The sequence below is a fragment of the Arthrobacter sp. ATA002 genome, assembly GCF_026898095.1.
GTDB lineage: Bacteria > Actinomycetota > Actinomycetes > Actinomycetales > Micrococcaceae > Arthrobacter_B.
Genome location: NZ_CP114015.1, coordinates 2,863,653 through 2,887,582, shown reverse-complemented (window position 1 = coordinate 2,887,582; position 23,930 = coordinate 2,863,653). Strand labels below are relative to the sequence as shown.

The following is a 23,930-nucleotide window of genomic DNA, read 5'->3' as shown; positions in this document are numbered from 1 at the left end:
CTGCGGACATACAGCGCTCCGCAGATGATGACCAGGGGATACACACCGATCCCCAGCAGGATCCAGGGCGCCGGCACGGTGAACAGCGTCAGGTCGGCGATGACCGGCAGGAAGGCCAGGAGCACCGGAACACCCAGGAGGATCAGGAGAAAGCCGCCGGCCACGACCAGGGCTAAACGCAGCTGGGAGCGGATGAGGGATCCGATGAAGAGCTCACCGACTTCGGTTTGTTCATCCAGCTCCCGGGACACCGGGTAGGAGTCAGCGGACACCGGGGCGGAGCGCGGAGCGGTGACCCGGACCCGCTGCGGGTGTCCGGGGTTCGGTCCGGGAAGTGCGGAACGTCCCGGGTCATGCGCGGGGCCGCACCCGGCTGGCGGCGAGCGTACTGCGCACCCCGGGCAGGTGGCGGCGGCTGACCGGCAGCTCCGCCGAACCGACACTGATGCTGGCCCGGCCCCCGGCCACGCGCACCTGGCGGATGTAGGAGCGCGACACCAGATAGGAGCGGTGGATGCGGACGAAGCCGGCCTCCGCCCACTGCTCTTCCAAATCAGTCAGCGGTACCCGGACCAGGTAGGAGGCATCGGCGGTGTGGAGGCGGGCATAGTCGCCCTGCGCCTGCACATAGCGGATGTCGTCGCGGCGGATGAGCCGGGTGGTGCCTCCCTGCACCACGCTGACGACGTCGGGGCTGCCGCCGTCGCCGTCGCCGCCGGTGGCCTCGGCCGCGAGGTCGCAGATGCGCCGGACCGATTCCGCCAGCCGTTCCGGACGGACGGGCTTGAGCAGGTAGTCCACCGCCGCCAGGTCGAAGGCAGCCAGCGCCTGTTCCTCGTCGGCGGTCACGAACACTACGGCCGGGGACCGTTCCCTCCCGGACAGGGCGCGGGCGATGTCCAGGCCGGACAGTGCGGGCATATGGATGTCCAGGAACACCGCATCCACCGGGCCGGCCGCGATGGCACGCAGCGCCTCCGCGCCGCTGGACGCCCGGTGCACCTCGCCCACCCGGGAGTCGCGGCCAAGCAGGAAAGCCAGCTCGTTTACGGCGGGGAGCTCATCATCGACAACCACCACGGAAATCGGCCGCGGCGGGGTTTTGGCAGGTGCGGACATGTGAAACAGGTTACAAGATTTACGTACTGTGGCCCGGTTGCGACTTGGGGATGTGCATGGTGATGAGGATTCCGGCGCCGGCGCCGTGTCGATGACCAGCCCATGGTCATCGCCGTAGACCTGCCGCAGCCGGACATCGACATTCCGCAGCCCCACGTGGTCGCCCTCGGCATGGCCGGCCAGCACGGCGCGCAGGTAGTCCGGATCCATGCCCGTGCCGTTGTCTTCGACCGTGATGACGGCCAGCGTCCCGGCGTCGCTCGCCGTGATCGTGATGTGGCCCTCGCCGGCCTCCAGTCCGTGCCGCACCGAGTTTTCCACCAGCGGCTGCAGCGAAAGGAACGGGATCACGGTGCCCAGGACCTCCGGGCCAATCTGCAGGCTGATTTTCAGGCGGTCGCCGAAGCGTGCCCGCTCCAGCAGCAGATACCGGTCGATGGCCTGCAGCTCCTCCGCCACGGTGGTGAAGTTGCCGCTGCGGCGAAAGGTGTAACGGGTGAAATCGGCAAACTCGACCACCAGCTCCCGGCCCGCACCGGATCGGTGGTGATGTAGGAAGCAATGGCGTTGAGCGAGTTGTAGATGAAATGCGGGCTGATCTGTGCCCGCAGGGCGCGTACCTCGGCCTCCATCAGCATGGTGCGGGAGGTGTCCAGCTCGGCCAGTTCCACCTGTCCGGCCACCCAGGCTGCAACGTCATTCGCCGCGCGGACCAGCCCGGCGCTGACCGAGGGGGTGAAGACGCCAAGGGTGCCCACCGTCTGGTTGTTCACTTGCAGCGGGCACACCAGCAGCTGCCGACCGCCGTCGTCGTCGATCCCCAGCGAACGCAGGGACGCGCCGCGGAAGACTTTGGTCCGTCCACTCTCCAGCACCGTGCGTGAGGCCTCCAGCAGCCGCGCACGTGAGTCCGGGGTGTCCGGCAGCGATCCTTCCCAGGCCAGGACCGCGGCGGCGTCGGCCAGGACCAGCGTGTCGCAGCCCAGCAGGGCGCGCAGATGCCGCCCGGCCTTGCTGGCCCCCGAAGGGGTGAGGCCGGCGCGGAGGTGGCGGGACGCGAGGCTGGCAGTGTGCAGGGCGGAGTGGACGGCCCGTTCCCGGTCGGACCCGAGGTCGCGCTGGGACCGGGTGAGGCGGTGGCCCAGTGCGGCGACCAGGGCCACGGTGAGGACGGCGACGGCGCAGATCACGGCGACGTCGACGGCTGGGCTGAACATGCCCTTTAGCCTAACCGCAGCAGGGCGGAGCACCGCTCACGGCCGGCCGTGCCACCGCTCACCGCAGGGGAGGGACCGTTCAGCGAAGCCGCGGCGGGGAATATGGTGCGCGGGCGCCATTCGTAGCAGGGTGATGCTGATCACATTGTGTACATACGTGCTGTCCGTAGCCGGCTTGCCCTGGAGGCAGCTGCCGGGACGTGCCCAACTCAAGGAGGAGCGATGGCAAAACAACAATCCACCGGCTCAGGCGCCCATGCGGCGCCGGTCGACTTCACGGAGGTTCAGAAATCTCCCGAGCTGCAGGAGCTGCGGAAACGGCAGCGCAGCTTCATTTTCCCGATGGCCGTGGTGTTCCTGCTCTGGTACTTCGCGTATGTGCTGCTGGCCGACTACGCCCATGACTTCATGTCCACCCCGGTCTGGGGAAACATCAACATCGGGCTGCTCCTGGGTCTGGGGCAGTTTGTCACGACCTTCGGCATCACCATGTGGTACGTCAGCTACGCCAACCGCCGGATGGATCCCATTGCCGCGGACCTGCGCGAAAAACTTGAGGCCAAGGGCGTCAGCCGTCCGGAGGAGACCAAATGAGCACGGTAAACATCACGGCGGCCGAGGTGTCCGCCGAGGCCGTCCGGGAAACCGGCTGGCTGAACATGCTGATCTTCGGCCTGTTTGTGGCGGTGACGCTCATCGTCGTGCTCCGGGCCAGCCGCAACAACAAGACGGCGGCGGACTACTACGCCGCCGGCCGGTCCTTCACCGGGCCGCAGAACGGCACCGCCATCGCCGGTGACTACCTGTCGGCGGCATCGTTCCTGGGTATCGTGGGCGCCATCGCCATCAACGGCTATGACGGCTTCCTGTACTCCATCGGCTTCCTGGTGGCCTGGCTGGTGGCACTGCTGCTGGTGGCCGAAATGTTGCGCAACACGGGCAAGTTCACCATGGCCGACGTGCTGTCCTTCCGCCTGAAGCAGCGTCCGGTCCGGATCGCGGCCGCCATCACCACGCTGGCCGTCTGCTTCTTCTACCTGCTGGCCCAAATGGCCGGCGCCGGCGGGCTCGTGTCCCTGCTGATGGGCATCGACTCGACGATCGGCCAGTCCCTGGTCATCACCGTGGTCGGCGCACTGATGATCATCTACGTACTGATCGGCGGCATGAAGGGCACCACCTGGGTGCAGATCATCAAGGCCTGCCTGCTTATTGCCGGTGCGGGCATCATGACCATCTGGGTCCTGGCGAACAACGGCTTCAACCTGTCCGAACTGCTGGGTTCCGCGGTGGAAATGTCCGGCAACCCGGAGCTTCTCAACCCGGGCCTGCAGTACGGCAAGAGCGACATCACCCGGTTGGACTTCGTGTCACTGGGCATGGCGCTGGTGCTGGGTACCGCCGCCCTGCCGCACGTGCTGATGCGCTTCTACACGGTGCCCACAGCCAAGGAAGCCCGGCGGTCCGTGGTATGGGCCATCTGGCTGATCGGCATCTTCTACCTGTTCACCCTGATCCTGGGCTACGGGGCTGCTGCGCTGATTCCCGCCGAGACCATTACCTCCGCTCCCGGCGGTGTGAACTCCGCGGCTCCGCTGCTGGCCTTCGCCCTCGGCGGGCCGGTGCTTCTGGGGCTGATCGCGGCCGTGGCCTTCGCGACAATTCTGGCCGTAGTGGCAGGCCTGACCATCACGGCGGCGGCGTCCTTCGCCCACGATATCTACGCCAACGTCATCCGCAAGGGGAAAGTGGACGCGGACGGCGAGGTCAAGGTGGCCCGCCGCACGGTGATCGTCATCGGCGTCGTGTCGATTCTCGGCGGAATCGGCGCCCAGGGGCAGAACGTGGCCTTCCTGGTTGCCCTGGCCTTCGCCGTGGCCGCCAGCGCCAACCTGCCCACCATCCTTTACTCGCTGTACTGGCGCCGCTTCAACACCCAGGGCGCCATCTGGAGCATGTACGGCGGCCTGGGTTCGGCCATCCTGCTGATCATCCTGTCCCCGGTCTTCTCCGGGTCCGAGACCTCCATGGTGTCGGGCATCGACATCTCCATCTTCCCGCTGAACAACCCGGGGCTGGTCTCCATCCCGCTGGCGTTCTTCCTGGGCTGGCTGGGCACCGTTGTTGGCAAGGATGACGAGTCTCCGCAGAAGCAGGCGGAAATGGAAGTCCGTTCGCTGACCGGCGTCGGCGCGGAGAAAGCGGTGGACCACTAGGTACACCGCAGCACCGCACCAACTCGTTACCGCGCCTCCGGTTCCCGCCGGCCGGGCGGCTGGGGCCCCGCACTTCGGTGCGGGGCCCCAGCCCGTGTTCCGGCAGTACTGCGCCGGGCCGGGTGGGCGGCCCGCGCCGGTCCGGGTGGGCTTCCCGCCGGGCCCGGAAGGGCTTCCCGCGCCGGGCCCGGAACGGGCGGGAATATTAGGTGCCGGGCGCGGCCGCAGCGCCGCCGTCCCGGGATCCCCGCGCTGCAGCAGCGGGGCCACCCGGAACGGAATCAGCTCGCCCATGGCCAGATTGGTGTCGCAGCGCTCGACGCCGGGTATCGCCAGGATTGCCTTGTTGACGCGGAACAGGTCCTCGGCGTCGGCTGCCACGACCCGCAGCAGGATGTCTGCGTCGCCGGTCAAGCCGTGGGCCTCCACGACCTCGGGCAGCAGTGCGAGCTGCGCCGTGATCTCCGAGAGTTGCTGCTGCTGGACGTGGACGTGCACAAACGCCATCAGCGGATAGCCCAGGGCTGCGGGGCTGATCCTGCGCTCGAAGGACAGGAACACCGCCTTTGTCTCCAGCTGCGCCAGCCGGGCCTGGACGGTGTTGCGGGAAATCCCCAGAACGGCGGCCAGGGCCACCACGGAGCGCCGCGGGTCCTTCGCCAGGGCAAGCAGGAGCCGGGTGTCGGTGCTGTCCAGGAAAGGCATAGTGCGAAAGATTAGCACGGGCTCATCGCCGGATGCAGGGCACAATGCTCAATGATTTACCGTGTGGTTGTGCCGCATGATGAGTGTGAGTAGGGTCACAGTATCCGGGTAACGGCGCCCGGGCATCGGTTCGGTCCCGCCATCCCTGGGGCCCAACACGGAAGGATGCGTACCGACGTGTCTCTGCATACTCCTGTTCGACCCCCTCACGGCGCCGGCGCCACCGCTGCCGGCCCCTACGTCCAGCTGATCCGCCCCGACGGTTCCCGCGTGACGTCCTCCTACGACCACTGGGTTAACGACGTCGGCCCCGACCAGCTGCGCAGCCTTTACGAGGACATGGTGGTGATCCGCCGGATCGACACCGAGGCCACCGCGCTGCAGCGCCAGGGCCAGCTCGGGCTGTGGCCGCCGCTGCTGGGGCAGGAGGCCGCGCAAATCGGCTCCGCCCGCACCCTGCGGCCCAGTGACTTCGTGTTCGGCAGCTACCGGGAGAACGGCGTGGCCTGGTGCCGCGGGGTGGACCCGGAATCCTTGATGCGGGTCTGGCGCGGCAACGCGGCGGCCGGCTGGGATCCGTACAGCGTGAACATGGCTCCCACTCAGGTCATTATCGGCGCCCAGGCCCTGCACGCCGCCGGCTACGGCATGGGCGTGGTGGCGGACGGAACCGACGACGCCGTCATCACCTATTTCGGGGACGGCGCCACCAGCCAGGGCGACGTGAATGAGGCGATGGTCTTTGCCGCCAGTTTCCACACACCGGTGGTCTTTTTCTGCTCCAACAACCAGTGGGCCATCTCCGAGCCGGTGGGGCTGCAGGCGCAGGTGCCGATCGCCAACCGGGCCCCGGGCTTCGGCATTCCCTCGGTGCGCGTCGACGGCAATGATGTCCTGGCCGTGATGGCCGTGACCCGCGAAGCCCTGGACCGGGCGCGCAGCGGGGAGGACCGAGCTTCATCGAGGCCGTGACCTACCGGATGGGCCCGCACACCACCGCGGATGACCCCACCCGTTACCGCGGCGCCGGGGAGCTGGAGGAATGGCGGGCCAAGGATCCGATCAGCCGGGTGGAAGCCCTGCTGCGGGCCGACGGACTGTTCACTGACGAGTTCGCCGGCGCCGTAAGTGCCCATGCCGACGCCGTTGCCGCCGAGCTCCGTGCCTCCTGCATTGGCATGGCGCCGCCGCCGGCCCTGGACGTTTTCGCGCATGTGTACGCCGAACCGAACTCCTGGCTGGAGAACCAGCAGGAGGAATACGCGCGCTACCTCGCCGCGTACGGCACGGAAGAGGACGGGTCGCACCCCGTCCAGGTGCACGGCACCGACCCCGTGGGCATCGACGACAAGGGAGGCAACGCATGAGCACCATGACTTTGGCCGCGCCATTAATGCCGGGCTGCGCGCAGCCATGGACGCCGATCCCAAAGTTGTCCTGATGGGTGAGGACATCGGTACCCTCGGCGGGGTTTTCCGGATCACTGACGGGCTGAAGCAGGACTTCGGTGCCTCCCGGGTGATTGACACGCCGCTGGCTGAATCAGGGATCATGGGCACCGCCGTCGGGCTGGCGTTCCGCGGCTACCGTCCGGTGGTGGAGATCCAGTTCGACGGGTTTATCTATCCCGCTTTTGACCAGATCGTCTGCCAGGTGGCCAAAATGCATTACCGGACCCGCGGGGCGGTGAACATGCCGCTGACCATCCGGGTTCCCTTCGGCGGCGGCATCGGTTCGCCGGAACACCATTCGGAGTCCCCGGAGGCCTACTTCACGCACACCTCGGGTCTGCGCGTGGTGAGCGTGTCCAATCCCCAGGACGCCTACACAATGATTCAGCAGGCGATCGCCAGCAACGATCCGGTCCTGTACTTCGAACCGAAGCGGCGCTATCACGTCAAGGGTGAGGTCCGGGAATCACTGGACGGCGCCCCGCCGCTCGGGCAGGCCCGGGTGGTGGCCGAGGGAACCGACGTCACCCTCGTGACCTACGGCCCGCTGGTGATGACGGCCGCCGACGCCGCCGTCGCCGCTTCCGATGAGGGAGTTTCCGTTGAAGTCATCGACCTGCGCTCGCTCTCGCCGGTGGACTTCGCAACGGTCGAAGCATCGGTGCGGAAAACCGGCCGGCTGGTGATCACGCACGAGGCCGGCAAATCCGGCGGCGTGGGCGCTGAGATCTCCGCCAGTATCACGGAACGCTGCTTCGACTACCTGGAGCACGCCCCCGTGCGGGTCACCGGCTTTGACGTGCCGTATCCGTCCTCCAAGCTCGAACACCACCACCTTCCGGATCTGGACCGGATGCTGGACGGGGTCGACCGTGCCCTGCGCCGCCCCAACTCCCTCAGCAGCTTGCCGGGAGCCCGCGGCACTGCGGGTGCGGCGCTGGAAGGAGCCGGCCTGTGATTCAGGAATTCCGCCTTCCGGACCTGGGTGAGGGCCTGACCGAATCGGAAATAGTCACCTGGCATGTGGCCGTAGGGGACACCGTCACCCTGAACCAGGTCATTGCCGACGTTGAGACCGCCAAGGCAGTGGTGGAACTGCCCTCGCCGTACGCAGGAATCGTGTCGCGGCTGCACGAACCCGCCGGCACCGTGGTGGAAGTCGGGGCGCCCATCGTGTCCTTCGACGTCGGGGGGAGCCCGGCCCCGGACGTTGCGGCAGCGCCCGGCACTGTGGATTCCTCATCGGGCGGCACCGCGGGTACCGGCACGGCACACAGTGCGCCGTCCGGATCCGGCGGCGGCGAGCCGCTGAAACGGACGCCCAACCTCGTGGGGTACGGCGCGGTTCCGGAAAAGACCGGGCGTCCGGCGCGGCGGCGCTGGCTCACCGGGGAACAGCCTTCTGCACCGGATGCCGCTGTTTCTCCACGCGCGACTCCACACGCGCCTCCAGCGGCCGCGCCGGCTGTTGTGTCGGCTCCTGTTGTGGCTCCGCCGATGCCGGTCGAGGCGCGGACGACTTTGGCCGATCCCGCGCCGGAGCATCCGACGGAACGGCCGCGGTCGACGCCGCCGGTCCGGAAACTGGCCAGGGATCTGGGCGTCAATTTGGATCTCGTGCAGGGAACCGGTCCTGACGGTCTCATTGTCCGATCCGATGTCACTGCGGCAGCGCAGGCGGCGGATCAGGCGCAGGCGGCGGATCCGGCGGCGCCGTCGTCGGGCGTTTCCACGGGACCGTCGGACGCTTCCATAGGGCCCTCGGGCGCGTCCATGCACGGAGCCGGCGTCCGGGAGGAACGGATCCCGGTCGCCGGAATGCGCAAGCATACGGCTGCAGCCATGGTCGCCAGCGCCTTCACCGCCCCGCATGCCACGGTATTCCTGGCTGTGGATGTCACGGCCTCGGCCGAGTTGTTGGAACGGCTGCGCAGCAAGCCCGCGTTCGAGGGTGTGAAGCTCACACCGCTGACACTTGCTGCAAAAGCCGTGTGCATCGCGCTGGGGCGGCACCCCTCGCTCAATTCCCGCTGGGATGAGGCGGCCAGGGAAATCATCCAGTACCAGTACGTCAACCTGGGTATAGCCGCGGCCACCCCGCGGGGACTCATGGTCCCCAACATCAAGGACGCCGACGGCCTGGGGCTCCGCGATCTGGCTGAAGCGCTGAAGTCCCTGACGCAGACCGCACGAGCGGGAAAGACTCCTCCCGGGGACCTGGCGGGAGGAACTTTTCGATCTCCAATGTGGGAGTTTTCGGCGTTGATGCGGGAACACCCATCCTCAATCCGGGTGAAGCGGGAATCCTGGCGCTGGGAGCTATCCGGGAACAGCCCTGGGTGCACGAGGGGGCGGTCGCCCTGCGTCAGGTCATGACCCTGAGCCTGTCCTTCGACCACCGGCTGGTGGACGGTGAACAGGGGGCCCGGTTCCTCAGCGATGTGGGAGCGGTGCTGGCGGAGCCGGCGATGGCACTGGCCCTAATGTAGGTGGGGTGTGCGGGCCGCGGTCCTTGCCGCGGATCGAGTGTCGGGCTCATGCGGCCAAACCCCGTCGTGTGTCGGGCTCATGCGGCCAAACCCCGTCGTGTGTCGGGCTCATGCGGCCAAACCCTGTCGTGTGTCGGGCTCATGCGGCCAAACCCCGTCGTGTGTCGGGCTCATGCGGCCAAACCCCTCGAGTGTCGGGCTCATGCGGTGTTTCGAGCGGCTAAGTCAACCGGTTAGTGCAACGCGGGTTTAGGCTGCTGCAGGTTGCAGCAGCTCAGCAAGTTTCTGAGCCGGTGTCGCCAGCCCGAGGGTCGGGCGGGGCCGCCGGTTCAAGGAGTCCTGGACCTTGCGCAGATCGGCTTTGGTATACACGCTCAAATCCGTACCCTTCTCGAACCAGTGCCGCAGTAATCGGTTCGTGTTCTCGTTCGTTCCGCGTTGCCAAGGCGAATGCGGATCACAGAAATAGACCGGCGCCCCGAGCTCTGCAGTGATCTGCCTGTGCTTGACCATTTCCGAGCCCCGGTCCCAGGTCACCGTGCGCAGCAGGTCCGCCGGCAGGTGCTTCATCGCCGCGATCATGGCCTCCGCGACCGCTTCGGAGGTATGCCGTTCGGGAAGGTGCAGCAGGATCGTGAATCTGGTCGAGCGTTCCACCAGCGTGCCGATCGCTGAGCGGGAGCCGGTTCCGACGATCAGGTCCCCTTCCCAATGCCCCGGCACTGCCCGGTCTTCGGCCTCGGCCGGGCGCTGGCTGATCGTGAACGCGTCAGAGAAGAGCTTGCCGCGCCCGGTGGTGTGATCGGTGGTCAACGGTTTGCGGCGGGCCCGCTTTAGGCTCAGGGTGCGGTAAAGGTCCTTGCGGAGCTGGCCCCGGGTTTGAACGTAAAGGCACTGGTAGATCGTTTCGTGGCTGACCTGCATGCTCTTATCATCGGGGAAGTCCTTGGCCAGGACCAACGAAATGAGTTTTGGGCTCCAGCCCTGATCCATCCATTGCGTGATCTGGGTGCAGAGTCCCGGGTTGTCTATGAGTTTGAACGGTTTGGGCCGGTCGGCGCGGATATGGGCGCGGGAGTGCGCCATCCCTGCGTGGTAGATCCCGTTGGCGTTGAGGTTGCGTCTGATTTCCCGGCAGATCACGGATTTGTCCCGGCCAATCATGCGCCCGATCTCGGCTTGGCTTTTACCGGCCCGCAGTCCGCACATGATCTCGATCCGTTCGTCCAGGTTTAGCCGGCGTCCCGGGCCGCCGGGTCTATTCGACGGGCCAGGTCTTGCCAGTCCGCCACCACCGGGTCTTTGAACTAGTTTCATTGCACCAGCATCACGCCACCAGTTCCTTGCTCCCATCGCTGACACGCCCATGAGCTCGCACGCTCTGGTCAGGGAGACGCCGGAACAGATCAGGTCGTAAAACCGGTCCTTGAAATCTTGGCTGAAGGGGTAACCGCTGGGCATCGCATCGCTCCTGTATTTTCAGAGCGTTGCACTGACCATATGACTCTGCCAGCGCGGGAACAGCATCGTCTCGACACTCGATGAGTGGGGGTGGCATTGTCTCGACACTCGATGGGTCAAAGGGACGGTTTCCCGACTCTCGGTGTGGGCAGCGGCATTGTCCCGACACTCGGCACCGGCGCGCAGTGCCCTGCGCGGCCGCGACAGTCAGCCGGACACGAAGAAACCCGCAGCCCTCCGAACGGGCTGCGGGTTCTGTCGTGTTTCTGGGTTCTCGCGGCTGGGTTCTCGCCAACGCGGCCTATGCCGGACTCGGTCGGCGCCGCGGTCGGCGCCGGCGCGGCTTAGGCCAGCTCGAGTTCGAGCTCGCGCACTACGGCACCGCGGGCGTTCGCGAAGCCCTGGGTTTCGCCGATGACGGTGAAGCCGTACTTTTCCAGGATGGCGATGGAGCTGGCGTTGTCGGCCACGGCCCGGGCCCGGATGGGGCGTTCGGAAAACTCCTGCAGGAACTGTCCAACGGCGGCGGTGGTGATTCCTGGCCCCAGCGGGCGGTGTCCACCCAGTAGCTGATCTCCGGGATGCCGCCGTCGCGGTAGGCCAGGATGCTGCCGACGACGTCGCCGTCGGCCACGATGGTGCGCACCGTAACCGTGGGGTCGTTCAGGATGTTCTGCCAGTGGTGATCAAACACACCGCGGTCAGAGGGGTTTTTGGCGGCAAAGCCAGCCATATGGTTGGCGCTTGGATCCAGCTGATGGGAGAAGAATTCATCCAAATCGGCGGGAACTACGGCACGAAGCTCAATCACAGCAGGTCTTTCTGCTCGAGGGGTTTCAATCAGAGTACTAGGCATTGAGGGCGGCCCAGGCCATTGTTTCCAGCAGCGACCGCAGCCGTGCCGTTTCCCGGGGCTTCATTTTGCCGTTCAGCGTGTGGGATGTGGAGTTGATCAGCCCGAAGACCGCCTGGGCCCGGTGCCTCAGCAGCGGCAGGCCGCAGCTCGGATGCAGGGCGGACAGGGCGTCCACCCAGACTTCGACGTACTGGCGCTGGAGCGAACGCACTTCGCGTTCGTCGTCCTCGGGCAGGCTGGTCAAATCCCGGTCCTGGACCCTGATGACGTTGGCCTGGCGCAGGGCGAAATCGACGTGGAATTCCACCAGCCCGCGGAGGGCCGCATCGGCGGTTGAAGAATCGGCAACCACTGCCTTTCCACCGGCAAGCAGGTCCTCGCTGACCCCGACGAGCAGGGCCGACAAGACGTTGGATTTGCCGCTGAAATGCCGGTACACGGCAGGGCCGCTGACACCCGCTGACGCTCCGAGCTCCTCGATGGACACACCGTTGTAGCCGCGTTCAGCGAACAGGGCGGCAGCGGCATCGAGCATCGCAGCCCGGCGCGACGCCTTGGCCAAGCTGCGGCCGGTGGCGCGGGCCGCGGGCAGATCCCGCTTCGGACCGGCTGCTGATGCTTCTGTCTTCGCTGCGTCCATGCCAACCTTTCCGGCAGTTTTCAAATCATGGGCAGCTTCCATTGTGGTGGACAGCTGAGTTAATAACCAATAACCTGATTTCAGTTAGTGGTCATTAACTGGCAGTCGATCCTCCGGAACCCCGCGGGCGGCAGCCGGTTGGAAGAGAGACGTCAATGGAGACCCTTGCAACCCGGCTCGACACCGCTTCCCCCGCATATTTGCGCAACGCCGCCGCCCAGTCCCAGCTGGCAGGGGACTTGCGCAAGCGCCTCGGCGAGGCCGCATCCGGCGGGCCGGAACGGTCCCGGGAACGGCACACGGCCCGGGAAGCTGCTGCCGCGCGACCGCGTGGACCGCCTGCTCGACGAGGGTAGTCCCTTCCTGGAAATCGCGCCGCTCGCTGCCAACGGCATGTACGACGACGAGTGCCCGGGCGCCGGACTGATCGCGGGCATTGGCCTGGTCCACGGACGGCACGTGATGGTGCTGTCCAACGACGCCACCGTCAAGGGCGGCACCTATTATCCGATGACGGTCAAAAAGCACCTGAGGGCCCAGGAAATCGCCCTGGAAAACCGGCTGCCGTGCATTTACCTCGTGGACTCCGGCGGCGCATTCCTGCCCCGCCAGGACGACGTGTTTCCGGACCGGGAACACTTCGGCCGGATCTTCTTCAACCAGGCGCAAATGTCCGCCCGCAAAATACCGCAGGTCGCAGCGGTCCTGGGGTCCTGCACCCGCCGGCGGCGCCTACGTGCCGGCGATGAGCGACGAGACAGTCATCGTGCGCAACCAGGGCACCATTTTCCTGGGCGGCCCGCCGCTGGTGAAGGCCGCCACCGGCGAGGTCGTCACCGCGGAGGAACTCGGCGGCGGGGAACTGCACTCGCGCGTCAGCGGAGTCACCGACCACCTCGCCGACAACGATGCGCACGCACTGGAAATCGTGCGCAGCATTGTGGAGACCTTCCCGGAGCAGCCCCCGGCCTGGAAGGCCCTGCCCAGCCTGCCGCCGTCGTACTCCGGGGACGAAATTTACGGTGCCGTCCCCGCAGACCTGCAGACCCCGTACGATGTGCGCGAACTGATCGCCCGGCTGGTGGACGGCAGCGAATTCTCCGAATTCAAGAAGGAGTACGGCGCCACCCTGGTCACCGGCTTCGCCCGGCTGCACGGGCACCGGGTGGGCATCGTGGCGAACAACGGCGTGCTGTTCTCCGAATCAGCGCTGAAGGGCGCACACTTCATCGAGCTGTGCGACCAGCGCGGCATTCCGCTCATTTTCCTGCAGAACATATCGGGCTTCATGGTGGGCCGGGACTACGAGGCCGGCGGCATTGCCAAGAACGGCGCCAAGATGGTGACCGCCGTCGCCACCGCCAGAGTTCCGAAGCTCACCGTGGTGGTCGGGGGATCCTTCGGGGCCGGCAACTATTCCATGTGCGGGCGGGCCTACAGTCCGCGGTTCCTGTGGATGTGGCCGGCGGCGCGGATCTCGGTGATGGGCGGGGCGCAGGCGGCGTCGGTGCTGGCCACCGTAAAGCGCGACCAGTATGAGGCGCAGGGCACGGAATGGGCGGCCGACGACGAGGAAGCGTTCAAGGCGCCCATCCGGGAAACCTATGAAACGCAGGGCAGCCCGTACTACTCCACGGCCCGGTTGTGGGACGACGGCGTCATCGACCCGGCAGACACCCGCACCGTCCTGGGCCTGGCCCTGGACGTGTGCGCCAATGCCCCGCTGCCGGAGACTTCCTTCGGCCTGTTCCGGATGTGAGCGGATATGACCAACGCACTCTTTGACACGGTCCTGGTGGCCAACCGCGGCGAAATTGCCTGCCGCATCATCGCCACCCTGCGCCGGCTGGGCATCCGGTCCGCAGCGGTGTACAGCGACGGCGACGCCGGAGCCCGGCATGTGCGGGAGGCGGATGTTGCAGTGCGGCTGGGTCCGGCTGCACCCCGGGAAAGCTATCTCAACGTGGACGCCGTGCTGGCCGCCTGCCGGATAACCGGGGCCCAGGCGGTGCATCCCGGCTACGGCTTCCTGAGCGAAAGCGCCGACTTCGCCCGGGCACTGGAAACGGCAGGGATCGTTTTCATCGGCCCCGGGGTGCCTGCCCTGGACGTGATGGGGGACAAGATCCGGTCCAAGAACCATGTGGCCTCGCACGGGGTGCCGGTGGTGCCGGGGATCGCCGAACCGGGGTTGACCGACCGGCAGCTCATCGCCGCGGCGGAATCCGTGGGGTTTCCGCTGCTTATCAAGCCCTCCGCCGGCGGCGGCGGCAAGGGCATGCACGCCGTCGAGCGGGCCGGGGACCTCCCGGCCGCACTGCCCGCCGCCCGCCGCGTGGCCGCGTCGGCCTTCGGCGACGACACGCTGTTCCTGGAACGGCTGATCAGTGCGCCCCGCCACATCGAGGTGCAGATCCTGGCCGACACGCACGGCAACGTCATTCATCTGGGGGAGCGCGAGTGCTCCCTGCAGCGCCGCCACCAGAAAGTCATCGAGGAGGCGCCGTCTCCGCTGCTGGACGGGGCCACCCGGGCCCGGATCGGAGCTGCCGCCTGTGACGCTGCCCGTTCCGTGGACTACACCGGTGCCGGGACCGTGGAATTCCTGGTCTCCGACGCTGCGCCCGGAGAGTTCTTCTTCATGGAAATGAACACCAGGCTGCAGGTGGAGCATCCGGTGACGGAAATGGTCACCGGGCTGGACCTGGTGGAGGAACAGATCCGCATCGCTGCCGGTGGGAAGCTGCCGCTGGCCCAGGGCGACGTCCGGCTCACCGGCCACGCCGTGGAGGCACGGGTCTACGCGGAAGACCCGGCGCGGGACTTCCTGCCCACAACCGGCCGGATCCATGCCCTGCACGAGCCCGCCGGAGAAGGCATCCGTGTGGATTCCTCCCTGCTCCCGGGCCTGGCGGTGTCCTCAAGCTATGATCCGATGCTGGCCAAGGTCATCGCCTGGGGCCCGGACCGGGGTACGGCATTGGAGCGGCTGGACGCTGCGCTGGCGCAGACCCTGATTCTCGGCATCGGGACCAACCTCGAGTATCTGCGCCTGCTGCTCAACGACCCTGAGGTGCGGGCCGGGCAGCTGGACACCACGCTGATCGAGCGCAGGCTTCCCGGCCTCTCATTCCGCATTCCCTCGGAGCATGAGCTGGCGGCCGCCGCGCTGGTGCGGGCCGCTGCCCTGGCCGGAACGGAGAGCCTCACCGCGGGTGGCCCTACCCCGGATCCTCCGCCCTGGCGGCGCGCCGACGGCTGGCGGATCGGTGCGCGGCGCCCGCTGACGCTCACCTTCGCTGCCACCGCAGCGGGGGCCGACGACGACGTCGTCACGGTGGGCGGCAGCGCACCGGACACTGTGGTCAGCATCAACGGCGGGCCGCATCGGCGCGCGTCGCTGCTCAGGGACGGCGAACGGGCGCTGGTAACGCTGGACGGTGTCGTGCAGCCGATCACGCTGGTGCCGGTCCCGGGGACGGCCCATGACACGGTCTGGGTCGCCGGTGCCGGTTACGCTGCCGCGCTCCGGACCCGCTCCAGAGCAGAGCTGCTGGCAGTGGAGCGTGCCGCAGCCGGACGCGCTGAAGGCACCGCTGATCCGGTGCTGCGCTCCCCGATGCCCGGCACCGTCACGGCCGTGGCAGTGGCTGACGGCGACCGGGTCACCGCGGGCCAGCCGCTGCTGAGCGTGGAGGCCATGAAGATGGAACACCAGCTCACGGCTCCGGCCGACGGCGTGGTGTCCATGAACCTGCAGCCCGGCGACCAGGTCAAAGCGGACCAGGTCCTGGCCGTAGTGACCCCCGATCCCGCCGAGACGCCAACCGCCGATGCGCCGGGCGCCGCCAACCCGGTCAATCCGGGCGCCGCCAACCCGGTCAACCCGGGCGCCGCCAATCCAGCCACGGCCACGCCAGAAACCGATGCACCGCCTTTCGAAGGAGCAGGACATGCCGGACTTTGAACTCAGCGAGGATTACCAGGACCTGGTGGACACGGTCCGCGACTTCGCCGACACCGTGGTTGCACCGGTGTCCGCCCAGCACGACGCCGAGCACAGCTTCCCCTACAAGGTGGTGGCTCAGATGGGGGAGATGGGCCTGTTCGGCCTGCCGTTCCCGGAGGAGTACGGCGGCATGGGCGGGGACTACTTCGCTCTGGCCCTGGCCCTGGAGCAGCTGGCCCGGGTTGACCAGTCAGTGGCGATCACGCTGGAGGCCGGAGTTTCCCTGGGGGCCGTGCCGCTGTACCGGTTTGGCACGGAGGAACAGAAGGCACAGTGGCTGCCCATGCTCGCCTCCGGCGAGGCGCTCGCCGGTTTCGGGCTGACCGAGAGTGAAGCCGGATCCGATGCCGGCGGCACCCGGACAACGGCACGCCTGGACAACGGAGAGTGGGTGATCAACGGCAGTAAGGAATTCATCACCAACTCCGGCACCGACATCACCCGCCTGGTGACCGTTACTGCGGTGACCGGCACCTCGGAGGTGCCGGACGGCAGCGGCGGCACCTCCCTCCGGAAGCAGATTTCCACGATCCTGGTGCCGACCGGCACTCCGGGGTTCACCGCTGAGAAGGCCTACAACAAGGTGGGCTGGAACGCCTCGGACACGCATCCGCTGACGCTGGACAACGTCCGGGTTCCGGAAGCCAACCTGCTGGGAGCCGAAGGCCGCGGCTTTGCCAATTTCCTGCAGATCCTGGACGAGGGGCGTATTGCGATCGCGGCCCTGGCCACGGGAGCGGCGCAGGGCTGTGTGGAGGAGGCGCTGCGCTATGCCAAGGAACGGCAGGCTTTCGGCGCAGCCATCGGCACCAACCAGGCGATCTCCTTTCGGATCGCCCGGATGCAGACGCGCGCCCACACCGCCCGGCTGGCCTACTACGACGCCGCGGCCCGGATGCTGGCCGGCAAGCCGTTCAAGACGCAGGCAGCCATGGCCAAGCTGGTGGCCGGGGAAGCAGCCATGGACAATGCCCGGGATGCCACCCAGATTTTCGGTGGCTACGGCTTCATCAACGAATTCCGGGTGGCCCGGCACTACCGCGACTCCAAGATCCTGGAAGTGGGCGAGGGAACCACCGAAGTGCAGCTGATGCTCATCGCCCGCGAGCTGGGGCTCTAGGATAAGCGGACCGGAACGGGGTGGTGCGGCGACGGCGCCGACGGGCCGGTGCAGCGCGGCAGGTTGGTCAATGGAGACGAACGGACGGATGGATCGATGATTGACAAGGTGGTAGGCACAGCCGCCGAAGCGGTGGCCGACATTGCCGACGGCGCATCACTGGCGGTGGGCGGCTTCGGGCTTTGCGGTATTCCGGTGGCGCTGATTGATGCCCTGCACGGGCAGGGGGCCACGGACCTGGAGACGGTCAGCAACAACTGCGGCGTCGATGACTGGGGGCTGGGGCGGCTGCTCGCGGACCACCGCATCCGCCGGACGGTGAGTTCCTATGTGGGGGAGAACAAGGAGTTTGCCCGCCAGTTCCTGGCCGGGGAACTGGAAGTGATCCTGACCCCGCAGGGCACCCTGGCCGAAAAGCTGCGGGCCGGAGGCGCCGGCATTCCGGCCTTTTACACCAGCGCCGGCGTGGGCACCCAGGTCAGTGAGGGCGGGCTGCCGCAAAAGTACGACGGCGGCGGCGGGGTGCTGCAGGCCTCGGAGCCGAAGGAAGTGCGCGTCTTCGGCACCGCCGAGTATGTGCTGGAGGAGTCCCTGACCCCGGACTTCGCCCTGGTGCATGCCTGGAAGGGGACCGGCACGGAAACCTTCTCTTCCATGCCACGGCCATGAACTTCAACCCGCTGTGCGCCATGGCCGGACGGATTACCATCGCCGAGGTGGAGGAACTGGTGGAACCCGGTGAGCTGGACCCCGCTCAGGTTCATGTCCCCGGCATCTTTGTCCAGCGGGTGGTTCCCGTGGGTCCCGGGGAAAAACGCATCGAAAAACGCACCGTGCGGGCTGCCGCGGCTGCCTCTGCCGCCCCGGCCCCGGCCGCAGAGGCGGCACCCTCGACAACGTCAACAAAGGAAGCCTGACATGGCCCTGACCCGGAATGAACTGGCCGCCCGCGTGGCCCGCGAACTGGAAAACGGCCAGTACGTCAACCTGGGCATCGGCATGCCCACGCTGATTCCCAACTTCATTCCCGACGGCGTGGAAGTGGTGCTGCACTCCGAAAACGGAGTCCTCGGCGTCGGGCCCTACCCCACGGAGGAACAACTGGATCCGGACCTGATCAACGCCGGCAAGGAAACCGTGACGGTGAATTCCGGCGCCCTCATTTTTCGACTCGGCGGCGTCCTTTGGCATGGTGCGCGGCGGCCACGTGGACGTGGCGGTGCTGGGGGCCATGGAAGTGGCGGCCAACGGCGACCTCGCGAACTGGATGATCCCCGGAAAAATGGTCAAGGGCATGGGCGGTGCCATGGACCTGGTGTTCGGCGCCAAGCGGCTGATCGTGATGATGGAACACACCGACCGCAGCGGCCGGCCGAAGATTGTCACCGAGTGTTCCCTGCCGCTGACCGGGAAGGCCTGCGTGGGCCTGATAGTCACCGACCTCGCCGTCATTGAGGTGGGGCCGGAGGGACTGATCCTGCGCGAGACCGCCCCCGGGGTTACCGTCGACGACGTTCTCGCCGCAACCGGAGCACCGCTGGAGGTGTCCCTTGACGTATGAGGAACCCGGGGGCGGCACCGACGAACCGGCCATGGCGCCCCGGATCATTGAGCAGCGGGGCCTCTGGTACGAGGAATTCGAGCCCGGAGCCGTGTACCTGCACCGTCCCGGACGTACGGTGACCGAGGCCGACAACGTCCTGTTCACCACCCTCACCATGAACACCCAGGGCCTGCACCTGGACGCCGCCTACAGCGGCGGGCAGCCGTTTGGGCAGCGGCTGGTGAACTCCATGTTCACCCTGGCCACGATGGTGGGCCAGTCGGTGGCGCAGCTGACGCAGGGCACTCTGGTGGCGCAGCTGGGTCTGGTGGACATCAGCTTTCCGCATCCGCTCTTCCATGGGGACACGCTGTACACCGAAACCGAAGTCGTGGACAAACGCCTGTCCGCGTCCCGGCCCGGCCAGGGAATTGTCACGCTGGCCCACACCGGCAGAAACCAGGACGGCGACATCGTGGGGCGCTGTACCCGCAGCGCCCTGGTGTGGACGGAAACCGGCGCCGGGGGATAACCCGGCGGTGAAAGACCCCTGCCGGCGAAGGATAGATTGGATCCACACCCCGGATGTGAAGGAGATACCCGCGTGACGACATTTGCCATGGGACCTGCCCTGCTCTTCTGCCCGGCGGACCGCCCCGAACGGTTCGCAAAGGCCGCCGATCGGGCTGACGCAGTGATCCTGGACCTGGAGGACGCCGTCGCGCCCGCTGACAAGGAGGCCGCCCGGCGGAACCTGGCCGCGTCGAACCTGGATGCCGGCACCACCATTGTGCGGGTGAATCCCATAGGAACCGAAGACTTCGCCAAGGACCTCGCCGCCGTGCGGCAAACGCCGTACCGGACCCTGATGCTGGCCAAGGCCGAAGACGCCCCGGCCATCGCCGCCGCGCTCGCGGACTTCGCCGTCGTTGCCCTCGTGGAAACCGCGCTGGGCGTGGTCCGCGCGGCGGACATCGCGCAGGTACCGTGCGTCACCGCGCTGATGTGGGGTGCCGAAGACCTGCTGGCATCGCTCGGCGGCGAGTCCAGCCGCAGCTCCGACGGAAGCTATCGCGCGGTGGCGCAGCATGCCCGGGCTACGGTGCTGCTGGCCGCCGGAGCCTTCGGCAAGGGCGCCGTCGACTCGATTTACGGCAATATCCCGGACACGGACGGGTTGGAGATTGAAGCGCGCGACGCCGCGGCGTCCGGTTTGCGGCGAAGGCCTGCATTCATCCCGGTCAAGTGGCCGCCGTGCGCGCCGCGTACGCACCCTCCGAGGAGGAAACTGAGTACGCGCGGGAGGTCCTGGCCGAAGCCGCCAGACACGGCGGGGTGTTCCGCTTCCGCGGGGACATGATCGACGGTCCGCTGCTGAAGCAGGCCCGGCAGACCCTGAGCCGCGCGGATAGCTGAGGAAATACTCCATTTGCTGCCGGTGTCAGGACATCTGCACCGGTGCTGCGCTACCTTCGTAAGATGCGCATAGTCATAGCAGGAGCCCATGGACAGATTGCCCGCGAACTGGGCCGGCTGCTGGCCGCCCGTGACCATGATGTTGCCGGCCTGATCCGCAATCCGGACCACGCGGCCGACGTCGAGGCCGACGGCGTTGCCCCGGTTGTCATCGATCTGGAAAACAGCACTGCCGATGACGTCATACAGGTCCTGACCGGTGCCGACGCCGCGGTTTTCGCCGCCGGTGCCGGGCCGGGCAGCGGCGCAGCCCGCAAGGACAGTGTTGACCGCGGTGCCGCAGTGCTCTTCGCTGAGGGCGCGGAGCAGGCCGGCGTTACCCGGTTTGTGCAGATCTCCGCGTCCGGCCTGGATACGGTGCGGGGAGAGGACCGGCCCGGCAGCGTCGACGAGGTCATGTATGCCTACCTGGTAGCCAAGCTCGCCGCCGAGCAGGACCTCATCACCCGCGACCTGGACTGGACCATCCTGCGGCCGGGACACCTGACCAACGACCAGGGCACGGGACTGGTGGAGCTGGGCCCGGCCGAGGAACCGGGCAGCATTCCCCGGCACGACGTCGCCGCGGTCCTCGCCGAGTTGATCAACACCGGCCGCGGCAGCCGGCAGGTGCTGTCCGTGGTCTCCGGGTCCACCAGTATTCCCTCGGCCGTCGCGGCGCTTCCGATCACGCTCTAGCGTCCGGGGGCGGCCGCCCGGACCGGCCCTGCATGGGCACCGGACTCCTCCGGTAGTACAGATAACGGGCTTATTTGGGCACCGTAGGCCCGTTATCTGTACTACCGATCTCCAAGCAGGGCAGATCCGTAGACTGCTGGAGCTCTATGCGGACTTTGCAGCGGCCAGCCCTCCGGGATTCTGATGCAGACCGCGATCCTCGCCCGGTGCGCGATACTGGAACCATGCAGCCTTCAGCATCTTCCGGCACCCCGTCCGCAGCAGCAACCGGCCGTCCCTTCGGCAGCACCGGCGGCGTGCCCCGCCGCGTGGTGCTCCTGGGTTCCACCGGGTCCATCGGCACGCAGGCCATCGACGTGGCGGATTCAGCCCCGGACCGCTTCACCGTCGTGGCCCTGTCCGCCGGGGGATCCAACCTGGAACTCCTGGCCCGGCAGGCGGTCCACACCCGCGCCGCCGCCGTCGGTGCCGCCGTCGTTGACACCGCCACCCTGCACCGCGCCGTGCAGGACGCTGCCCGGGCCGCCGGCGTAACCGACTATGATCCGGAACTCTTCACCGGCCCGTCCGCGGCCACGGCCATTGCCGCCTGGCCCGAAGCCGAAGTGGTCCTGAACGGCATCACCGGCTCCATTGGCCTGGAGCCCACGCTCGCGGCGCTGGCCGCGGGCCACCTGCTGGCCCTGGCCAACAAGGAATCCCTGATCGTGGGCGGTGAGCTGGTGAAGCGTGCCGCGGCCCCCGGACAGCTGGTCCCCGTGGACTCCGAACACTCGGCATTGGCGCAGGCCCTGCGCTCCGGCACGGCGCAGGAGGTGGACCGGCTCATTGTGACGGCATCCGGCGGGCCCTTCCGGGGCATGACCCGCAGCGAGCTGGCGGATGTCACCCCGGACCAGGCGCTGGCGCACCCCACCTGGAAAATGGGCCGGGTGATCACCACGAATTCAGCCTCCATGGTCAACAAGGCCCTGGAAGTCATCGAGGCCCACCTGCTGTTTGACGTGCCGCTGGAGAAGATCGACGTCGTCGTTCATCCGCAGTCCATGGTGCACTCCATGGTCCAGTTCGTGGACGGCTCCACCATCGCCCAGGCCTCGCCGCCGGACATGCGCCTGCCGATCGCCCTGGGCATGGACTGGCCGAACCGGGTGCCCGGGGCCGCGCGGCCCTGTGACTGGTCACAGGCCACGCAATGGACCTTCGAACCGCTGGACGAGGAGGCCTTTCCCGCCGTCGCACTGGCCAAGCGCACCGCGGCGGCCGGCGGAACCGGCATGGCCGTGTACAACGCCGCCAATGAAGAAGCGGTGGACGCCTTCCACGACGGTCTCATCGGATTCACAGACATCGTTGATACGATCTCCGCCGTACTGGCCGAACACACCGACACATCGCCGCTGACGCTGGAGTCGGTACTGGCGGCGGAAGAATGGGCCCGGTCCGCCGCACGCAAACGCTGCGGACGCTGACCGTGCGGCACGCCGGCCCAAGTGATTCGATTGACCAAAAGGAAATCCGTTGACCGTTCTCCTCTTCATCCTGGGCGTCCTGTTCGTGGCGGTGGGCATCGCCGTGTCCATCGCGCTGCACGAAGTAGGGCACCTGGTGCCGGCCAAGGCCTTCAAGGTGCGGGTCACCCAATACATGATCGGGTTCGGCCCCACCGTCTTTTCACGCCGCAACGGGGAGACCGAATACGGCGTTAAGGCACTGCCGCTGGGCGGCTACGTGTCCATGGTCGGCATGTACCCGCCCAACCAGGCCGACGCCGCCGACGGGACCGTCCGCAGCTCCAGCACCGGAATGTTCCAGCAGCTGGCTACCGATGCCCGGGCCGCCGCCGCCGAACAGCTCCAACCCGGTGATGAGAACCGGATGTTCTACAACCTGCCGGTCTGGAAGCGCATCATCGTGATGCTGGGCGGCCCGTTCATGAACCTGCTGATCGGCGTCGTGCTGTTCGCCGTGCTGCTGATGGGCTTCGGCACCGCCCAAAGCACCACCACCCTCGCCGAGGTCAACCAGTGCGTGATCACCTCGGACCAGGCCGCCCAGGGGCAGACCGAATGCACCGACGCGGATCCGGCCGCTCCGGCGTACGAGGCCGGCCTGCTGCCGGGCGACACCATCACCGCGTTCAACGGCAGCGCCGTCTCGTCCTGGGAAGACCTGTCCGCACAAATCCGTGAAGCGGCCGGCCGTTCCGTGCCGATCAGCTACATCCGCGACGGAGTGGAACAGGACACCGTCATCACCCCGCTGCTGACCGAACGCCCCGTAACCGGCGACGATGGCGCCCCGGCCGTGGACGCCGACGGAAATCCCGTGACCCGGGAAGTGGGGTTCATCGGGGTCGCCGCGTCCACCGAGCTGGTCCGGCAGCCGGGCTCCGAGGTCCTGCCGGCAGTCGGCGAAAACCTCCAGAGTATTGCCGGTGTGGTCATCAACCTTCCGCAGCGCGTCGTGGACGTCGCGCAGGCCGCCTTCTCCTCGGAGGAACGCGATCCCAACGGGCCGATCAGTGTGGTGGGCGTGGGCCGGATTGCCGGTGAAATTTCCTCCCTGGAGGAAGTGCCGGTGGAGAGCCGGGTGGCATCCCTGCTGGGGCTGGTGGCCAGCGTGAACCTGGCGCTCTTCGTGTTCAACCTGATCCCGCTGCTGCCGCTGGACGGCGGCCACGTGGCCGGAGCCCTCTGGGAAGGGCTGCGCCGGCGGGTTGCCAGGCTGTTCAAGCGCCCGGACCCCGGGCACTTTGATCTGGCAAAAATGCTTCCGGTGACGTACGTGGTGTTCGCCCTGCTGATGGGAATGAGCGTGCTGCTGATCTACGCGGACATTGTGAAGCCGGTAAGTCTCTTCAACTAGGGAGTTCCTGGGGAGACGTGGATGAAGCCGAAAACGGTTGTAATTGGGATTACAACCGCATACGGTTTCACTATGCATCCCA

The 23,930-nt window shown here is 67.3% G+C and carries 13 protein-coding genes and 8 pseudogenes; 15 read left to right on the top strand and 6 right to left on the bottom strand.

What is annotated here, in order from left to right:
- Positions 1–351 precede the first annotated feature (351 nt).
- Positions 352–1,119, bottom strand: coding sequence for a LytR/AlgR family response regulator transcription factor (locus OL239_RS14285; protein ID WP_268909465.1), 768 nt, complete (start codon positions 1,117–1,119; stop codon positions 352–354).
- Positions 1,120–1,138: 19 nt separating this feature from the next.
- A pseudogene (locus tag OL239_RS14280) lies at positions 1,139–2,336 on the bottom strand (sensor histidine kinase).
- A 222-nt stretch (positions 2,337–2,558) separates the two neighbouring features.
- Between OL239_RS14280 and OL239_RS14275 the strand changes: the two are divergent.
- Entirely contained in the window at positions 2,559–2,930 is a 372-nt protein-coding gene (locus tag OL239_RS14275; protein WP_268909464.1) for a DUF485 domain-containing protein, read from the top strand.
- The gene (locus OL239_RS14270; RefSeq protein WP_268909463.1) at positions 2,927–4,552 is read left to right on the top strand and encodes a solute symporter family protein; all 1,626 of its coding nucleotides are present in this window, start codon (positions 2,927–2,929) and stop codon (positions 4,550–4,552) included. The genes OL239_RS14275 and OL239_RS14270 overlap by 4 nt, the downstream gene beginning before the upstream one ends.
- A 246-nt stretch (positions 4,553–4,798) precedes the next feature.
- Here the strand turns inward: OL239_RS14270 and OL239_RS14265 are convergent.
- Positions 4,799–5,257 (bottom strand): annotated as a pseudogene (locus OL239_RS14265) (Lrp/AsnC family transcriptional regulator); the annotation flags it as partial.
- A 165-nt stretch (positions 5,258–5,422) separates the two neighbouring features.
- Here OL239_RS14265 and pdhA point away from each other — a divergent pair.
- The 3 genes and pseudogenes from pdhA (at position 5,423) to OL239_RS14250 (ending at position 9,197) form a co-directional block, all read left to right on the top strand.
- Positions 5,423–6,624, top strand: a pseudogene (gene pdhA, locus OL239_RS14260) (pyruvate dehydrogenase (acetyl-transferring) E1 component subunit alpha).
- Between the two features lie 46 nt (positions 6,625–6,670).
- Positions 6,671–7,666: an alpha-ketoacid dehydrogenase subunit beta gene (locus OL239_RS14255; protein ID WP_442864155.1), complete on the top strand. Its 996-nt coding sequence runs from the start codon at positions 6,671–6,673 to the stop codon at positions 7,664–7,666.
- A pseudogene (locus OL239_RS14250) lies at positions 7,663–9,197 on the top strand (dihydrolipoamide acetyltransferase family protein). Before OL239_RS14255 ends, OL239_RS14250 begins: the two are co-directional and overlap by 4 nt.
- A 249-nt stretch (positions 9,198–9,446) precedes the next feature.
- On the opposite strand, the gene OL239_RS14245 reads toward OL239_RS14250, so the two are convergent.
- From OL239_RS14245 to OL239_RS14235, 3 genes are all read right to left on the bottom strand, one after another.
- A complete protein-coding gene (locus tag OL239_RS14245) occupies positions 9,447–10,658 on the bottom strand; it encodes an IS30 family transposase (protein ID WP_268908791.1) in 1,212 nt (403 codons plus the stop codon).
- Between the two features lie 344 nt (positions 10,659–11,002).
- Complete coding sequence (locus OL239_RS14240; RefSeq protein ID WP_268909462.1) at positions 11,003–11,128, bottom strand: hypothetical protein; 126 nt, start codon at positions 11,126–11,128, stop codon at positions 11,003–11,005.
- Between the two features lie 378 nt (positions 11,129–11,506).
- On the bottom strand, positions 11,507–12,154 hold the full coding sequence (locus tag OL239_RS14235) for a TetR/AcrR family transcriptional regulator (protein WP_442864154.1): 648 nt from the start codon (positions 12,152–12,154) through the stop codon (positions 11,507–11,509).
- Between the two features lie 155 nt (positions 12,155–12,309).
- Here OL239_RS14235 and OL239_RS14230 point away from each other — a divergent pair.
- The 10 genes and pseudogenes from OL239_RS14230 to OL239_RS14185 all read left to right on the top strand — a co-directional run bounded on the left by OL239_RS14230 (position 12,310) and on the right by OL239_RS14185 (position 23,848).
- Positions 12,310–13,913 (top strand): annotated as a pseudogene (locus OL239_RS14230) (carboxyl transferase domain-containing protein).
- Positions 13,914–13,919: 6 nt separating this feature from the next.
- The gene (locus OL239_RS14225) at positions 13,920–16,121 is read left to right on the top strand and encodes an ATP-binding protein (RefSeq protein WP_268909461.1); all 2,202 of its coding nucleotides are present in this window, start codon (positions 13,920–13,922) and stop codon (positions 16,119–16,121) included.
- The gene (locus OL239_RS14220; protein WP_268909460.1) at positions 16,108–17,283 is read left to right on the top strand and encodes an acyl-CoA dehydrogenase family protein; all 1,176 of its coding nucleotides are present in this window, start codon (positions 16,108–16,110) and stop codon (positions 17,281–17,283) included. The genes OL239_RS14225 and OL239_RS14220 overlap by 14 nt, the downstream gene beginning before the upstream one ends.
- A gap of 96 nt (positions 17,284–17,379) precedes the next feature.
- Positions 17,380–18,200, top strand: a pseudogene (locus OL239_RS14215) (CoA transferase subunit A).
- A 1-nt stretch (position 18,201) separates the two neighbouring features.
- Positions 18,202–18,844, top strand: a pseudogene (locus tag OL239_RS14210) (CoA transferase subunit B).
- Positions 18,845–18,875: 31 nt separating this feature from the next.
- Positions 18,876–19,358: a MaoC family dehydratase gene (locus tag OL239_RS14205; protein ID WP_268911776.1), complete on the top strand. Its 483-nt coding sequence runs from the start codon at positions 18,876–18,878 to the stop codon at positions 19,356–19,358.
- Positions 19,359–19,445: 87 nt separating this feature from the next.
- Positions 19,446–20,242 (top strand): annotated as a pseudogene (locus OL239_RS14200) (HpcH/HpaI aldolase/citrate lyase family protein).
- Positions 20,243–20,284: 42 nt separating this feature from the next.
- Positions 20,285–20,980 carry an NAD(P)-binding oxidoreductase gene (locus OL239_RS14195; RefSeq protein ID WP_329609239.1) on the top strand — a complete coding sequence of 232 codons (696 nt, stop codon included), beginning with the start codon at positions 20,285–20,287 and terminating at the stop codon, positions 20,978–20,980.
- Positions 20,981–21,204: 224 nt separating this feature from the next.
- Positions 21,205–22,452 (top strand): 1-deoxy-D-xylulose-5-phosphate reductoisomerase, encoded by a 1,248-nt coding sequence (gene dxr / locus OL239_RS14190; RefSeq protein ID WP_268909459.1) that lies wholly within the window; start codon positions 21,205–21,207, stop codon positions 22,450–22,452.
- 49 nt (positions 22,453–22,501) lie between these two features.
- Positions 22,502–23,848 carry a M50 family metallopeptidase gene (locus OL239_RS14185; RefSeq protein WP_268909458.1) on the top strand — a complete coding sequence of 449 codons (1,347 nt, stop codon included), beginning with the start codon at positions 22,502–22,504 and terminating at the stop codon, positions 23,846–23,848.
- Positions 23,849–23,930 lie beyond the last annotated feature (82 nt).

Coding starts and splice junctions, on each gene's coding strand:
- OL239_RS14285 (WP_268909465.1), bottom strand. CDS start 1,119: ATGTCCGCACCTGCCAAAACCCCGCCGCGGCCGATTTCCGTGGTGGTT.
- OL239_RS14275 (WP_268909464.1), top strand. CDS start 2,559: ATGGCAAAACAACAATCCACCGGCTCAGGCGCCCATGCGGCGCCGGTC.
- OL239_RS14270 (WP_268909463.1), top strand. CDS start 2,927: ATGAGCACGGTAAACATCACGGCGGCCGAGGTGTCCGCCGAGGCCGTC.
- OL239_RS14255 (WP_442864155.1), top strand. CDS start 6,671: ATGGACGCCGATCCCAAAGTTGTCCTGATGGGTGAGGACATCGGTACC.
- OL239_RS14245 (WP_268908791.1), bottom strand. CDS start 10,658: ATGCCCAGCGGTTACCCCTTCAGCCAAGATTTCAAGGACCGGTTTTAC.
- OL239_RS14235 (WP_442864154.1), bottom strand. CDS start 12,154: ATGGACGCAGCGAAGACAGAAGCATCAGCAGCCGGTCCGAAGCGGGAT.
- OL239_RS14225 (WP_268909461.1), top strand. CDS start 13,920: ATGACCAACGCACTCTTTGACACGGTCCTGGTGGCCAACCGCGGCGAA.
- OL239_RS14220 (WP_268909460.1), top strand. CDS start 16,108: ATGCCGGACTTTGAACTCAGCGAGGATTACCAGGACCTGGTGGACACG.
- OL239_RS14205 (WP_268911776.1), top strand. CDS start 18,876: ATGGCGCCCCGGATCATTGAGCAGCGGGGCCTCTGGTACGAGGAATTC.
- dxr (WP_268909459.1), top strand. CDS start 21,205: ATGCAGCCTTCAGCATCTTCCGGCACCCCGTCCGCAGCAGCAACCGGC.